Source organism: Algibacter lectus, assembly GCF_004368925.1.
Taxonomy (GTDB): Bacteria; Bacteroidota; Bacteroidia; order Flavobacteriales; family Flavobacteriaceae; genus Algibacter; species Algibacter lectus.
Genome location: NZ_SORL01000007.1, coordinates 316,890 through 332,445, shown reverse-complemented (window position 1 = coordinate 332,445; position 15,556 = coordinate 316,890). Strand labels below are relative to the sequence as shown.

Genomic DNA, 15,556 nt, shown 5'->3' with positions numbered 1-15,556 from the left:
TTAAATTTAAACATATAAAATTCTCAATTTGATAATGATAAGATGTTATTCGTCTATTAAATCGACCTCTACTTTAAGGTTATCTATTATAAATTCTTGTCGTGTTGGTGTGTTTTTGCCCATATAGAAGGATAATAAATCTTCTATAGACATATTATCATCTAGCATAATAGGATCTAAACGAATGTCTTGACCTATAAAATGCTTAAACTCATCTGGAGAAATCTCACCTAAACCTTTAAATCGGGTGATTTCTGGCTTTGGTTTTAACTTCTCTATAGCACTACGGCGTTCATCTTCAGAATAACAATAGATTGTTTCTTTTTTATTTCGCACACGAAATAATGGTGTTTGTAATATATAAAGGTGACCTTCTTTTATAACTTCTGGAAAAAACTGAAGAAAAAATGTAATTAACAACAATCGAATATGCATACCATCGACATCTGCATCTGTAGCTATTACTACATTGTTGTAACGTAAATCTTCTAAGCTTTCTTCTATATTTAATGCGGCTTGCAGTAAATTAAACTCTTCGTTTTCGTAAACTATTTTTTTTGTTAATCCGTAGCAATTTAAAGGCTTTCCTTTTAAACTAAAAACGGCTTGTGTATTTACATCTCGAGATTTGGTGATACTACCCGATGCAGAATCCCCCTCGGTAATAAACAGCGTGCTCTCTAAGTTTCTTACGTTTTTAGTATCGCCAAAATGTACACGACAATCGCGTAATTTTTTATTATGAAGACTGGCTTTTTTAGCACGATCTTTAGCCAGTTTACGAATACCCGATAATTCTTTACGTTCACGCTCTGCTTGCAGAATTTTGCGTTGAATTTTATCGGCTGTATCTGGGTTTTTATGTAAATAGTTATCTAAATATTTTTTAAGGAAGTCGTTAATATAAGTTCTAACGGTTGGCAACTCGCCTCCCATATCTGTAGAACCTAATTTAGTTTTTGTCTGACTCTCGAATACCGGCTCCATAACCTTAATAGCAATGGCAGAAACTACAGATTTTCTAACATCTGAAGCATCGTAATTTTTACCATAAAACTCACGAATGGTTTTTACCAAGGCTTCACGAAAGGCTGTTAAGTGCGTTCCACCTTGCGTGGTATTTTGTCCGTTAACAAAACTATTATACTCTTCACTATACTGCGTTTTACTGTGTGTAAGCGCCACTTCAATATCATCACCACGAAGATGAATAATAGGATATAGTAAATCTGATTCGTTTATTTTTTCGGCTAATAAATCTTTTAATCCGTTTTCACTGAAATATTTTTCGCCGTTAAAAACTATAGTTAAACCTGGATTTAGGTATACATAGTTTTTAAGCATTTTAACGATATACTCGTTACGATACTTATAATTTTTAAAGATAATTTCATCTGGAACGAAAGATACTTTAGTTCCTTTACGACGCGATGTTTCTTCTAAAAACTCTTCATTGGTTAAGTTTCCCTGAGAAAATTCCGCGGAAGCGCTTTTACTATCACGTGTAGATTCTACTCTAAAGAAAGACGATAAAGCATTAACAGCCTTGGTACCTACTCCATTTAAACCTACCGATTTTTTGAAGGCTTTAGAATCGTATTTACCACCGGTGTTCATTTTAGACACTACATCGACTACTTTTCCTAGTGGAATTCCACGACCGTAATCACGAACCGTAATTTTTACACCTTGTATAGAAATTTCAATGGTTTTTCCCGCTCCCATCACAAACTCATCGATAGAGTTATCCAAAACTTCTTTTAGAAGAATATAAACACCATCATCTGGCGAACTACCATCACCGAGTTTACCAATATACATACCCGGACGCATTCTAATATGTTCCTTCCAGTCGAGTGAGCGTATATTATCTTCGGTATAGTTAGATTCTTCTGCCATTAATATTTCGTAATTTTGGGATTTAAAAAGCTAAGATAGCACAAGTAAATAAAAAATAAAATAGCAAGCAAACAAAGTAATGAACAATAGAGTGTTTTTATTATTTAAACCCCATTTTCAGTCTTTTTTCCTGCTTTTTATCGACATAAACACAATACCACCAATTACTATTAACGCTCCAAAAAACTGAAGCAAAGTGAGCGACTCATTTAAAAAGATAGATGCTAATATTATTGTTGAAATAGGACCAATACCAGCAACAATGGCAAAGTTGGACGAACTTATCATCTTTATAGATAATGACACTAAAAATGAAGGAATTACCGTTGCAAAAACGGCAATTAAAAACCCTAGCAGATAAACCTCCCAAGCAAAGCCAAATAAGTCCATTTTACCTATAAATCCGTAATGGATAAATACACAGAAACAAGACACCAGCATAGCATAAGCTGTAAATTTTATAACACCAAATTTAGGTATTAACCAACCGCTACCTACCAAATATGAAGCATAAGTTATGGCGCTTAACAAAATAAAGAAACCTCCCAAATAAGCATCGGTTCCTGAGACGTTCACTTCATCGGAAAAAGCAATAATAATCCCAACGTACGTCAAACCTATAGCAATGGCTTGTATTTTTGAGATCGCCTGCTTTAAAAATATGCGATTTAACAAAATAACGATGGTTGGGTATAAAAATAAAATAATACGCTCTAAGCTCGCCTTTATATACGTTAAACCAACAAAATCAAAATAACTTGCTAAATAATAGCCCACAAAACCAAAGAAAACCACCCAAGCGTAATCTTTATGCCTAAGGATTGCACCTTCCACCTTATTTCTATAAACAATAGCAATTACAACATAAAAAGGAAAAGAAAACAGCATACGCAATAGTAAAATACTTATAGCATCGACTTGATACTTATAAGCTAATTTTACCATGACGGCTTTAGAGGAAAATAAAACAATTCCTAAAACACCAATAGCGATACCCGACCAAAACTTTTTTGTTGCTTGCATACCGCGAATTTAGAATTCTAATATTGATAATAATTCAGAAAAAGACATAATTACAACGTTCAAATTAGATTTTCCGCAACATATCTAGGTGAAAGCATTTCTATAAACATTATTTTATTCAATTTTACTTCGAAATTCGTACCAGAGCTTAAAGCTAATTTTCTTATTAAAACCTACATATTTAACACCTTATTTTTCAAGTAACAACCTCATGTTTAGACATAAAAAAACTTCATTCCTAAGATGTAGAAATGAAGTTTTTAAAATGCAATATATTATATTGTTATACGTTGAATAAGAAATGCATAACATCACCATCTTTAACAATGTAGTTTTTACCTTCAACACGCATTTTACCTGCTTCTTTTACTTTAGCTTCACTACCGTAACTTGCAAAATCCTCATAACCGATAACTTCGGCGCGAATAAATCCTTTTTCAAAATCGGTATGAATTACACCTGCCGCTTGCGGAGCCGTAGCACCAATATCAATAGTCCAAGCACGAACTTCTTTCACACCTGCGGTAAAATAAGTTTGTTGGTTTAATAACTTATAAGCCGAACGAATTAATTTAGCCGCTCCTGCTTCTTCTAAGCCAATATCAGCTAAAAACATTTGGCGTTCTTCATAATCATCTAACTCATTAATATCTGCTTCCGTACCAACAGCTAAAACTAAAACTTCTGCGTTTTCATCTTTAACTGTCTCACGCACTAACTCTACATAAGCATTACCAGAAACAGCAGAACCTTCATCTACGTTACAAACGTACATTACTGGCTTATCTGTAATAAACTGAGATGGTTTTACGAATTCAATATCATCTTCTTCAGAAAATTCTAAAGCACGAACAGATACTCCTGCTTCTAAACCTGCTTTAATTTTTAATAAAACAGCTTCTTCTTTTTGAGCGTCTTTATTTCCTGTTTTAGCAGCACGTTTTACTTTATCAAGTTTTTTATCAACTGTTTCTAAATCTTTAAGTTGAAGCTCCATATCGATAGTTTCCTTATCACGAATAGGATTTACATTACCATCAACATGAACAATATTATCGTTATCAAAACAACGTAAAACATGAAGAATAGCATCGGTTTCACGAATATTCGCTAAAAACTGATTTCCTAAACCTTCACCCTTACTAGCTCCTTTTACTAAACCTGCAATATCAACTATTTCTACAGTTGCGGGTTGTACACGCTCTGGATTTACTAATTCTTCTAACTTTTCTAAACGTGGATCTGGCACATTTACCACACCAATATTAGGTTCGATTGTACAAAACGGGAAGTTTGCACTTTGCGCTTTTGCATTAGATAAACAATTAAATAAAGTCGATTTCCCTACGTTTGGTAATCCTACGATGCCTGCTTTCATTGAAATATGTATTTTATTATTCCCGTAACGTGGGAACCTATATTTTTCGAGTGCAAATATAGGGTATATTGAGAGTATTTCTATTATTTATTTTTAAAGAGAATAGATTACACATAATTCAACAAAAACAAACTTTAACAGCGTATTAAGCACGTTTTTATGCGAGAATCAAATGATTTTAATATAATTTTAACATATATTAGCTTTAAATAACTCAAAAACAAAATTAATTAAATTATGAAAAAACTTTACACGTTAATACTGTGCTTAGGGAGCTTTATGTTTTCGTATGCACAACAGGTCGTCAAAGGTAATATTTCCGATGCATCGGGAATGCCAATTGCTGGAGTAAACGTTGTGGAAAAAGGAACAACAAATGGCGCTATTTCAGATTTTGATGGAAACTTTAGTATTTCAGCAAATGGTAACTCAATACTCGTTTTTAGCTATGTTGGTTACGATTCTAAAGAAATAGCCGTAAACAACCGTTCAACATTTAATGTAACCCTAGATGATGGGGTTAGCTTAGATGAAGTGATGCTTGTAGGCTCTCGTAGCCCGAAACGAACTGCTATAGATACTGCTGTTCCCGTTGATGTTATTAATGTTGCTGATATTGCTTCTAACACCGGAAAAGTTGAAGTTAATGAAATTTTACAATATGCCGCACCTTCTTTCAACGCCAGTAAACAATCAGGCTCTGATGGTGCCGACCATATTGTTCCGGCATCTTTACGTGGTTTAGGTCCAGATCAAACTTTGGTTTTAATTAACGGTAAACGAAGACACCAATCGAGTTTAGTAAATATTTTTGGAACTCGTGGTAGAGGAAATTCTGGAACAGATTTAAACGCTATTCCTGCAAATGCTATTAAACGTATTGAGGTTTTAAGAGATGGTGCTTCGGCACAATACGGATCGGATGCCATTGCTGGTGTAATCAATATTGTTTTAAAAGATAATACCGATGGTTTTACTGGTGGTATTACTTACGGCGCGTATAGCACAGCTATTGGTGACGGTTGGGAAGAAGCTACAGGCGAAACTTTAAGTAATGTTGAAGGTGAGAATCGTTTAGATGGAAAAAGTAAAAGCTGGGACGGAGAAACTGTAAAAATTGATGCTAATTATGGTGTATCTTTAAACGACGCTGGTGGTTACATGAATTTCACAACAGAGTTTTTATCGAGACAAAACACACTTAGACCAGGGTTTTCTTGGCGTCAAGGATACGGTAGCGCAGGTGTTGATGGTTTTAATTTTATGATTAACTCGGCTTTACCAATTAACGATAATACCGAAATTTATGCTTTTGGTGGTAGAAATTACAGAGATACCGATGCTTACGCTTTTTCTAGAGATAGTTTTGCAAATGGAGATAACAGATCGGTACCTAGCTTATACCCTAACGGATTTACACCTAGAATTACCTCTAACATTACCGATGTTTCGGTTTCGGTTGGTGTGAGACATGAAATGGAAAATGGATGGAATGTAGATTTTAATAATACCTTTGGAAGAAACTTTTTTCACTATTATATAAAGGACAGTAACAATGCTTCTATGCAAGATTTATCGCCTACAGATTTTGATGCAGGTGGACATTACTTATCTCAAAACACTACAGGTTTAGATTTTAATAAATATTTAGATGATGTCGCTTCTGGATTAAGTTTAGCTTTTGGTTTTGAATATAGAACGGAGAACTTTGGCATTTTTTCAGGTGAAGAAGCTTCTTACGGGCTTTATGATGAAAATGGCGTGATAATTACAAACCCTGCGGTACAAACCGTTGCAACAGACTCTAACGGTGATGTTTTATCAGGAAGTTCACAAGGTTTCCCTGGTTATAGTCCAGATAACGAAGTAGACAGAAGCAGAACAAATTATGGCATTTACTTTGATACAGAACTTAATGTTTCCGAAGCATTTATGCTTGCAGGAGCTTTACGTTTCGAACAATACAGTGACTTTGGAAGTACCTTTAACGGAAAATTAGCAAGTAGATTAAAAGTTACTGATAACTTCACTTTAAGAGGCTCTATTTCTACAGGCTTTAGAGCGCCATCTTTAGCTCAATTGTATTACAACCTAAAGTTTACCAATATTGTTGCCGGAACTTCAGTGCCGTCTTTACTATCAGCTAATAACAGTACAGTAACCAAAGCTTTTGGTATAGGACAGTTAAACGAGGAAAAAGCCTTTAACGCTAGTATTGGATTTACTTATAAAAAAGGAGGTTTTACAGCAACTATTGATGCATACTCTATTTCGGTTGATGATCGTATTATTTTAACCGACAACTTTACAGATCAAACTGTTTTAGGACCATTGAATGTAGATGCTGCGCAATTTTTTGCAAATGGTGTAGATACCAGAACCAATGGTTTAGATATTGTTTTAGGTTATGGAACTAGCGTAGGTGATGAAGGTAAAATTCAAGTAGATTTAATTGGTAATTTAAATGACCTAACCATTAAAGAAATCCATAATGGTGCTCTAAATGAGTTTACATTTTTCGGACCATTTTCTCAAGCATACCTAGAAGCTGCAGCTCCAGATTATAAATTTGGGTTAAACCTTGGATACACTAACAAGAAATTCAATGCTTCCGTAGCTTTAACTCAATTTAGCGAAGTAACACTTCAAGATTTTCAATGGGTAGATTCTCCTCCAACAACGCAAGCTGAAGCAGATGCCCTTTACCCTGTAGCTACCGATATTTATAAAGCTGCTTTAATTGTAGATTTAAGCTTAGGTTACCAAATTTCGGAAAAACTAAAGTTGAGTATTGGTGCAAATAACTTATTTAACACCTACCCGACGCCACAATTTGATGGATGGACAGATCAAGGTGGTTTAGCCGATTCTGTACAAATGGGATCTGATGGTACATATGCCTTTGCTAGATTAAACTTTAAATTATAAAAAGTATTTTAAATATCTTACACAAAAAAGCCGAGCAATATTGCTCGGCTTTTTTTATATTTTAGAATCTATTAATCATTAATAAATAAAAATAAATTTCCCGTTTTAAAAGTAATCAAAATATTATCTATTACAGCCTTATTACGAGTACCTATGCGGTCTCCAAAAGCCAAAGTTTCATTGTTTAAAGCATATTTCAAACCTACAGTTACAATACCAGTAGCTTCCGGCAACGGAATTAACGACACCGTTTTATCTAAGCAATTTTTAATTTCCGAAGATTTATCAGCTAAAAAATAATAGCCATGATTATCGAAAAAAGTTAAATCGAGCTTTGTTTCCCATTGTAGTGCGGTATGTAAATTTCCTAAAAAATGGTCTTGCTCCTTCCCGCTTGCTCCAAAAACATGAACCGTTTTAAATCCTTTATCAGAAAGAATTTGTAACACTTTATCAAAATCTGTAAAATCTTGATTTGGCGTATGGATTACTTCTACAGCATCTGGTATAGTTTCAATTGAATCAAAATCGCCACTAATAAAATTAGGAACAATATTATTTGCCTCTAAAAACTTGTAAGCACCATCTGTGGCACAAACTATTTTATAACTTTCTAAATCTGGAATAGATTTAGGTTGCTCACCATTTAAAAACAAACATACTTTTTCTGTATTCATCTAAGCAAAAATAAGAAAGTTATAGCACATAAATTTCTATACTTTTTTAAATAAATAGCATAATTAGAGTCAATACAACACCAAAAGCAGTGAAATACATTCCTTTTTTAAAGATTTTAGTTTTAGGCATAAACATCCAAAAAGATGAAATTGCAAAAAAGAAAAGCGAAACACCAGAAAATACATTTAACCAAAATAAAGGCTCTGCCGATGTGGCTTTATGCAAATGCGTCATTCTATTTAGCACATAAGGCAATTCCTTATTTGTGTATTGAGCTAAACCTGTAGCTTTATTGTATTGTCCATTTTTAAACAAAACTAAATCGCCTTTTGTTTTTTCAACTCTAAATCTTTTAATTTTTAAAGCACGACCAAGAGCTTCTCCTCTTAAATTTGGCTTTATTGTTTTTTCTACTTTGGTCTCACTTTTTAAAAAGTCGGTATTTCTAAAAATTAAAATAACTCCACTTAATGAGTATACAATCATTACTCCGATTAAAAAAAATCCTAAATAACGATGTATAATACGCATCCACTTTTTGGTCATAACTATATTTTTTTTGGGGTTTGACTAAACTATCTTTAAAAGGTTTAATACTGAGCAAAAAAAACCGTCTAAAAAACTTTAGACGTGTTTCAATTTAATTTCACATAAAAAAACCTAAGCGCAAACTTAGGGATTTTATTATTTTTATGAAATACGTTTCTATTGAAAAGAAATAGCTTTTTGATTTCCTCCATAAATAAAGGGCTGAAAGTTATCATCCATAACTTGGCAATCTACAGTAATTGAAGTACCAACTGCATTTCCAAAAATACTAGCAACAGCAGAATCTGCGGCATCTCTACCATTTGCTATTTTTACTAGTCCGTTTACAGCAACTAATTTGGTCGAATCAAATATAATCCAATCGCCATCGATATAAGCTTCAAAACACGCATGAAAATCAGGCGGATTTAATTGATACGCGTAACCAGTAAAATATCTTGCCGGAATAGATAAAGCTCTACAAAGTGCAATCCCTAAATGTGCAAAATCTCGACAAACACCAACACGCTCCGTAATAGTATCTATGGCCGAAGTTTGAGAATCTGTACTACCACTAGTATATTCAATATTATTGTAAATCCATTCGGTTATTGCTAAAACTCTATCGTACACAGTTGCATAGTGACCGAATTCCTTAAAAGAAAACTTCATTAACTTATCAGATTGACAATAACGACTTGGATATAAAAAGGAAGCGATGTAACTATCAAGTTCTACAACAGATACCAAATTCTCAGAATTGTTTTCATCAATAATTTTATAACTCATGTCCACAATTGCGGAATATGACATCGAAAAATTACAAGGCTCCTGTATTTTTAATCTCATAAATTTAGAACGACCATCATGAGCTGTGAAAACATCATGATTTATAGCAGGATCTATCGTTAAGTTTTCTTCTAAAACCGTTTGACTAGATGTATTCAAAGCATGAATATTAAAAATAAATGTGGTGGGACCATTTACATTGTAAGACAAAGCGCTTTTTACATTAAATTTCATACTAAAAGGAGTTTACGTCAAATCTTGAGACTATTCAATTCAAAAATACACCCATTCCGTGCTTAATATGGTCTTTATTAGATTAATAAATATCATAATTGAAGTAAAATTTAACTCAATCGAATTTCTTACGAATTAACAACAAAACGCGGCCAAGATTTTCCAAATACCTAAAACAACTCCTTATTAAGGTCTGTTATTTTACTTAAGTTTAGTACAAAAAAAAAAAATCCTAAGCGCTAAGCCCAGGATTCTTTTGTATTTAAAACGTTTTTATTTTCTATCCTTCAGGATGCATAAAACGTTGTTTAGCCAAAAGTTCTTCTTCTGTTTCTACAACATCCTCATCTGGCACACAACAATCTACAGGGCAAACTGCAGCACATTGCGGCTCATCATGGAAACCTTTACACTCTGTACATTTATCTGGTACAATATAATAAAGCTCGTCGCTAATTGGCTCTTGCGCCTCATCAGCGTCAACCTCTTGCCCGTTTGTTAAAACAACCGTACCATCTAAACTTGTTCCATCTTTATAGCGCCAGTCGTCGGCACCTTCATATATTGCTGTATTTGGGCACTCAGGTTCACAAGCCCCACAATTTATACACTCGTCTGTTATTATAATTGCCATAGTAATTTTTATTTTTAAAATTTAAGAACTCTATTACAGTTTCCTTAAATTTGCAGTTGCAAAAATAAAGCCAAAACTATTCATAACCAAATTAAGAATGAATTTACAAGAAAGAATTAACGCTTTTGTAAAATTAGGAGAATTTTTAAGTCAATTTTCTAACGAAGTGATACAAAAGAAAGATAATATTGAACATAACGATATGTTTTTCGATGGTTTTAAACATCAACTAAAACTTGCCGAAGAACATAACGGTTGGTTTACTAAAGAAAACATGGCTTTCGCATTGCAAGGTTGGGCAGATAGTTTAACACCCGAAAAGCTAAACACATGGCTTAATGCTTATCAGTTTAATAGCGTAACACCTAAAAAGGTCGCTATTATTATGGCCGGAAACATTCCTTTAGTTGGGTTTCACGATTTTCTTGCTGTATTAATTTCAGGACACCAAGTTATTGTAAAACAATCTAGTAACGATAAGCACCTACTACCCTATTTAGCTAAATATTTAGAATTTGTAGAACCTCAGTTTAAAGGTAAAATGACCTTTACGGAAGAAAAACTTACCGATTTTGATGCCGTTATTGCTACCGGAAGCGACAATACAGCCCGCTATTTTGAATATTACTTTAAAGGAAAACCTTCTATAATAAGAAATAATAGAAATTCGGTTGCGGTTTTAACCGGAAATGAAACTGAAGAAGATTTAAAAAACCTATCGGAAGATATTTTTAGATATTATGGTCTTGGTTGCAGAAACGTATCTAAACTCTATGTACCAAAAGGATATAAATTTGACGGCTTTTTTCAAGGTATTTACCATTGGCATGATATTGTAAACAAAGCAAAATACGCCAATAATTACGATTATAACAAAGCCGTATATTTAATGAGTGAGTTCGATATGCTAGAAAACGGATTCTTCATGATAAAAGAAGATGAAAGTTACGCTTCACCTATTGCAACCCTATTTTATGAGTACTACGATTCTGAAGCGGCTTTAAATGAAAAATTAGAAGCAGATTCGGAGAAAATACAATGTATAGTCGCCAAAGGATTCGCAAAAAACGAAATCGCATTTGGTGCCACTCAAAAACCAGAACTTTGGGATTATGCGGATAGTGTCGATTCTGTTGAATTTTTGTTAGCGATTTGACGAAAAAATTATCGAATTTTTAACACCAATTCAGCAATTAATTAGCAACTTTGTATCTTACATTTTTTGAAAATTTAAATGAAACATCCACATTTTTAAACTATAACAAAATGTATAATTTGGATGATATTTAAAACCATAAAAAAACCATATAACTTTACAAATGAAAAAACATAACTTTAGTGCAGGACCAAGTATTTTACCTCAAAGTGTATTATTAAAAGCTTCCGAGGCTATAGTTGACTACAATAATACAGGTTTATCTTTAATCGAAATATCACACAGAAGTAAAGAGTTTGTTGATATTATGGAAAATGCTAGAGCTTTAGCTTTAGAATTATTAGGTTTAGAAGGTAAAGGTTATAAAGCATTATTTTTACAAGGTGGCGCAAGTACACAGTTTTTAATGGTAGCTATGAATCTTTTAGAAAAAAGAGCAGGTTATTTAAATACTGGAGCTTGGAGTGCCAAAGCTATTAAAGAGGCAAAAAAATTAGACGACATTTACGAAGTAGCGTCTTCTGCCGATGCTAATTACAACTATATCCCTAAAGGTTACGATGTTCCTTCGGACTATGATTACTTCCACTGCACATCAAACAATACTATTTTTGGAACACAAATGAAATCGTTTCCAAAAACAAGTGTACCTATGGTTTGCGACATGAGTAGTGATATCTTTTCTCGTGTTATAGATTATTCTCAATTCGATCTTATTTATGCTGGAGCTCAAAAAAATATGGGACCTGCAGGAACAACTTTAGTTGTTATTAAAGAAGATATTTTAGGAAAAGTATCTCGCGATATTCCTTCTATCATGGATTACAAATTACACATCAAAGCAGGTAGTATGTTTAACACGCCTCCTGTATTCCCTGTTTACACAACTATGTTAACCTTAGAATGGCTAAAAGGTTTAGGCGGTGTTGCAGCTATTGCAGAAGAAAACGAAAAGAAATCTCGTTTAATGTATTCTGAAATTGATTTGAACCCATTATTTAAAGGTTTCGCAGCTAAAGACGATCGTTCTATGATGAATGCAACCTTCAACCTAACAAACGATAACTTAAAAGAAACGTTTGAAACTATGCTGAAAGAAGCAGGAATTAGCGCTGTTAACGGTCATCGTAGTGTTGGTGGTTACCGTGCTTCTATGTACAATGCTTTACCTTTAGATAGTGTAAAAGCACTTGTAGAAGTTATGAGTGAATTAGAAGCGAAAGCTTAAAACTCAGCTTTTTGATTTCTGCGTTAGCAGAAATATAATAAAGACAACAACTATAATTAAATATAAAAAATTTCCACTTATGTGGGAATAAAAAACAATTACAATGAAAGTATTAGCAAACGATGGCGTTTCTCAAAGTGGAATTGATGCCTTAGAAAAAGCAGGTTACGAAGTAATTACAACAACTGTAGCTCAAGAACAATTAATAAACTATATCAACGAAAAAGACATCGCTGTTTTATTAGTACGTAGTGCAACTACAGTACGTAAAGATTTAATAGATGCTTGCCCAGGATTAAAAATTATTGGTCGTGGTGGTGTTGGTATGGACAACATTGATGTAGAGTATGCTCGCGAAAAAGGACTTTCTGTAATTAATACACCAGCTGCTTCTTCTCATTCTGTGGCAGAATTAGTATTTGGTCACTTTTACGGTTTAGCTCGTTTTTTACATAACTCAAACCGCGATATGCCTCTAGAAGGTGATAGCAACTTTAAAGGTTTAAAGAAAGCTTATGCTAAAGGAACTGAGCTTAAAGGAAAAACTTTAGGTGTTTTAGGTTTTGGTCGTATTGGTCAAGCCACTGCAAAAGTAGCTTTAGGAGCTGGTATGAAAGTGGTTGCTTTCGATCCATTTTTAGAAAATGCGAACTTAGAGTTAGAATTTTTTGATGGTCAAAAAGTAAACTTTGATATTAAAACTATTTCTAAGGACGACGTTTTAAAGCAATCGGACTTTATCACGCTTCACGTTCCTGCTCAAGACGATTATGTTATCGACGAGGCAGAATTCAAAATAATGAAAGATGGTGTTATTATTGCTAATGCAGCACGTGGTGGTGTAGTTAACGAAGTAGCACTTGTTAAAGCTATTGAAAGTGGAAAAGTAGCAGGAGCTGCTTTAGATGTTTTTGAAAAAGAACCTAAACCAGAAATGCAATTACTAATGAATTCTGCGTTATCGCTTACACCACATATTGGTGCAGCAACTAATCAAGCGCAAGATAGAATTGGAACAGAATTAGCAACTCAAATTATTTCTATTCTTGGATAAGAATTAGTAATAATTTAAATTTATAAAAACCCTCTTAACATTTGTTTTGAGGGTTTCTTCATTTTAAATGTGACCTATCGGGAAATTATGTGTCCTAATATTAGAAGTAAGGACTTTTTTTGTACCTTGAAATCCAATTTATAAACCCTAAATACCTTTTTCTTCTAAATAGGTATTACTTAAAAACAAAACAAATGTCAGGAATTTTAGACTTATTAAGCAGTGACTTAGGAAAATCAATCATTAGCGGTGTTGCCGGATCAACAGGAAACGACGCAGACAAAACAGGAAGCGTATTAACAATGGCTTTACCTGTTTTAATGAAAGCTATGCAACGTAATGCAGCAACACCAGAAGGTGCAGCAGGACTTATGGGTGCTATTCAAAGTAAACAAGACGGTAACATTTTAGATAATCTTGGCGGATTATTTAGTGGTGGTGTTGATGATGCTGTAAAGAACGATGGTGAAAAAATATTAGGTCACGTTTTAGGTGCTAAACAAAGTGGTGTAGAACAAGTTATTGGTCAGAAATCTGGTTTAGATGCTGGTTCTGTTGCTAATATATTAAAAGTTGCTGCTCCTATTTTAATGGGGGTTTTAGGCAACCAAGCTAAACAACAAAACGTGAGCGATTCTAATGGAATTGGTAATTTATTAGGTGGTCTACTTGGTGGAAGTTCTGCAGATAAAGAACAAAGTTTCTTAGAGTCTATTTTAGATGCAGATGGTGACGGTAGTGTTGTTGATGATGTAGCTGGAATGGTACTTGGAAGTGCTAACAAATCTGGTGGTATTGGAGGTCTTTTAGGAGGTCTTTTCGGTAAATAAATTCCTGAATTACATAAATATATAAAAAGAGTCAAGTTAATAGCTTGACTCTTTTTTTGTTAAAACCATTTAGTTTATCTGTATTAAGGAATGGTTTTTGTAAATTTAAAATGAACTTAAAGCCGTTCGCTCAGTCAAAAACACGGTTTACTCATTCATCTTTTTTAAACAGAGTAATGAAGCCTAAATTTGACTAAACAATATTTATTATGAAAAACTTTATATACCTTTTATTAGTTTGTGCCTTTGTTGCTAGTTGTAATACCAGAAGAACCGCTGTTCCAAACAAAACAAAAAACGAACAAGTAGCCAACGAAAAACTTAGTGATACTGTAACTATTTCAAACGACGATTTAGAATACGAAATTATCATCATAGAACCAGGTTTTAACTTTTGGTTAGCTAGCCAAGCACGACCAGAAGGCTTTTATTCACAGCAATATTTAGAAACTAGAAATTATCAATATGTTATTGAGTGGAATCAACGCGTCAATCAACCATCTCGATTTAATAGTAATTTATACGAGTTACAAATTGATTATCAAAGCCATATAGATTATGGTTACGAAGTAAACTACAAACTTTATAACTACTTCATTTACTTTCAACGAACTTATAAACAAAGATTAGGGCCTTACAATCCTCGTATTTAAAACACTTTACCTATTTTTGCATTTCTAAACGTAACATGTGCAAAAATTTAAGGCTAACTGGCAAATAACTAAAAATTGGCAACTTATCTTTCCTTTTATAGGTTTGGTTGCATTAGGCTACTCATCTTTTAAATTGGCAGGCTTATTTATTTCTAAAGAAAACCTAGCTATTTTAATAGGTTTAGGAGCCGTAATATTCTTTGTTCTTCTAAAATTCATTCTTAAAATTTTCGAGAAACTAGAAAAAAAATGGGAAGTCAATTACCGATGGGAATTAATTAGTATTTTCTTGGTTTTTGCTTCTACAGGATCTTCTTCTGTTTTTGTAAGTCGTCCGTTAATAAAACTTATGGGTATTAACCGAGACAATTTGCCAACATTTGCATACTGGTTTTTATATATTGTTATTGGTTTTATTTTTTACCAAATCCTTCTTGTTTTAATAGGTTGGATCTTTGGGCAATATAAATTCTTTTGGAATTTCGAAAAGAAAATGCTCCGTAGAATTGGTTTAAAACGTTTGGTAGATTAATTGAACGCTATA

Annotated in this window: 14 protein-coding genes; 7 read left to right on the top strand and 7 right to left on the bottom strand. The window is 33.4% G+C overall.

The annotated features are described in order from the left end of the window. Positions 1 to 45: 45 nt before the first annotated feature. From DFQ06_RS02390 to ychF, 3 genes are all read right to left on the bottom strand, one after another. The gene (locus tag DFQ06_RS02390; protein ID WP_074936082.1) at positions 46 to 1,899 is read right to left on the bottom strand and encodes a DNA topoisomerase IV subunit B; all 1,854 of its coding nucleotides are present in this window, start codon (positions 1,897 to 1,899) and stop codon (positions 46 to 48) included. 117 nt (positions 1,900 to 2,016) lie between these two features. Beyond that, entirely contained in the window at positions 2,017 to 2,922 is a 906-nt protein-coding gene (locus DFQ06_RS02385; protein ID WP_042506502.1) for a DMT family transporter, read from the bottom strand. A gap of 283 nt (positions 2,923 to 3,205) precedes the next feature. Further along, a complete protein-coding gene (gene ychF, locus DFQ06_RS02380) occupies positions 3,206 to 4,300 on the bottom strand; it encodes a redox-regulated ATPase YchF (protein WP_042494922.1) in 1,095 nt (364 codons plus the stop codon). 237 nt (positions 4,301 to 4,537) lie between these two features. Between ychF and DFQ06_RS02375 the strand changes: the two genes are divergently transcribed. Beyond that, the gene (locus tag DFQ06_RS02375; RefSeq protein WP_133965803.1) at positions 4,538 to 7,228 is read left to right on the top strand and encodes a TonB-dependent receptor; all 2,691 of its coding nucleotides are present in this window, start codon (positions 4,538 to 4,540) and stop codon (positions 7,226 to 7,228) included. A gap of 71 nt (positions 7,229 to 7,299) precedes the next feature. Here the strand turns inward: DFQ06_RS02375 and DFQ06_RS02370 are convergent, their stop codons facing one another. The 4 genes from DFQ06_RS02370 to DFQ06_RS02355 form a co-directional block, all read right to left on the bottom strand. After that, entirely contained in the window at positions 7,300 to 7,905 is a 606-nt protein-coding gene (locus DFQ06_RS02370) for a thiamine diphosphokinase (protein WP_133965802.1), read from the bottom strand. A gap of 46 nt (positions 7,906 to 7,951) precedes the next feature. Then, positions 7,952 to 8,452, bottom strand: a complete 501-nt coding sequence (locus DFQ06_RS02365; RefSeq protein ID WP_074936087.1) for a hypothetical protein — start codon at positions 8,450 to 8,452, stop codon at positions 7,952 to 7,954. Positions 8,453 to 8,611: 159 nt separating this feature from the next. Then, positions 8,612 to 9,457, bottom strand: a complete 846-nt coding sequence (locus tag DFQ06_RS02360; RefSeq protein WP_074936089.1) for a transglutaminase-like domain-containing protein — start codon at positions 9,455 to 9,457, stop codon at positions 8,612 to 8,614. A 280-nt stretch (positions 9,458 to 9,737) separates the two neighbouring features. Further along, complete coding sequence (locus tag DFQ06_RS02355; RefSeq protein WP_074936091.1) at positions 9,738 to 10,091, bottom strand: 4Fe-4S dicluster domain-containing protein; 354 nt, start codon at positions 10,089 to 10,091, stop codon at positions 9,738 to 9,740. A 97-nt stretch (positions 10,092 to 10,188) separates the two neighbouring features. Between DFQ06_RS02355 and DFQ06_RS02350 the strand changes: the two genes are divergently transcribed. The 6 genes from DFQ06_RS02350 to DFQ06_RS02325 all read left to right on the top strand — a co-directional run bounded on the left by DFQ06_RS02350 (position 10,189) and on the right by DFQ06_RS02325 (position 15,544). After that, a complete protein-coding gene (locus DFQ06_RS02350) occupies positions 10,189 to 11,247 on the top strand; it encodes an acyl-CoA reductase (protein ID WP_042494918.1) in 1,059 nt (352 codons plus the stop codon). Positions 11,248 to 11,410: 163 nt separating this feature from the next. Beyond that, entirely contained in the window at positions 11,411 to 12,475 is a 1,065-nt protein-coding gene (serC, locus tag DFQ06_RS02345; protein ID WP_042494916.1) for a 3-phosphoserine/phosphohydroxythreonine transaminase, read from the top strand. 103 nt (positions 12,476 to 12,578) lie between these two features. Next, positions 12,579 to 13,529 (top strand): D-2-hydroxyacid dehydrogenase, encoded by a 951-nt coding sequence (locus DFQ06_RS02340; RefSeq protein ID WP_042494914.1) that lies wholly within the window; start codon positions 12,579 to 12,581, stop codon positions 13,527 to 13,529. Between the two features lie 194 nt (positions 13,530 to 13,723). Then, on the top strand, positions 13,724 to 14,359 hold the full coding sequence (locus tag DFQ06_RS02335) for a DUF937 domain-containing protein (RefSeq protein WP_042506497.1): 636 nt from the start codon (positions 13,724 to 13,726) through the stop codon (positions 14,357 to 14,359). A gap of 209 nt (positions 14,360 to 14,568) precedes the next feature. Beyond that, the gene (locus DFQ06_RS02330) at positions 14,569 to 15,012 is read left to right on the top strand and encodes a DUF6146 family protein (protein WP_042506496.1); all 444 of its coding nucleotides are present in this window, start codon (positions 14,569 to 14,571) and stop codon (positions 15,010 to 15,012) included. A gap of 37 nt (positions 15,013 to 15,049) precedes the next feature. Then, positions 15,050 to 15,544, top strand: coding sequence for a DUF6787 family protein (locus DFQ06_RS02325; RefSeq protein ID WP_074936095.1), 495 nt, complete (start codon positions 15,050 to 15,052; stop codon positions 15,542 to 15,544). Positions 15,545 to 15,556 lie beyond the last annotated feature (12 nt).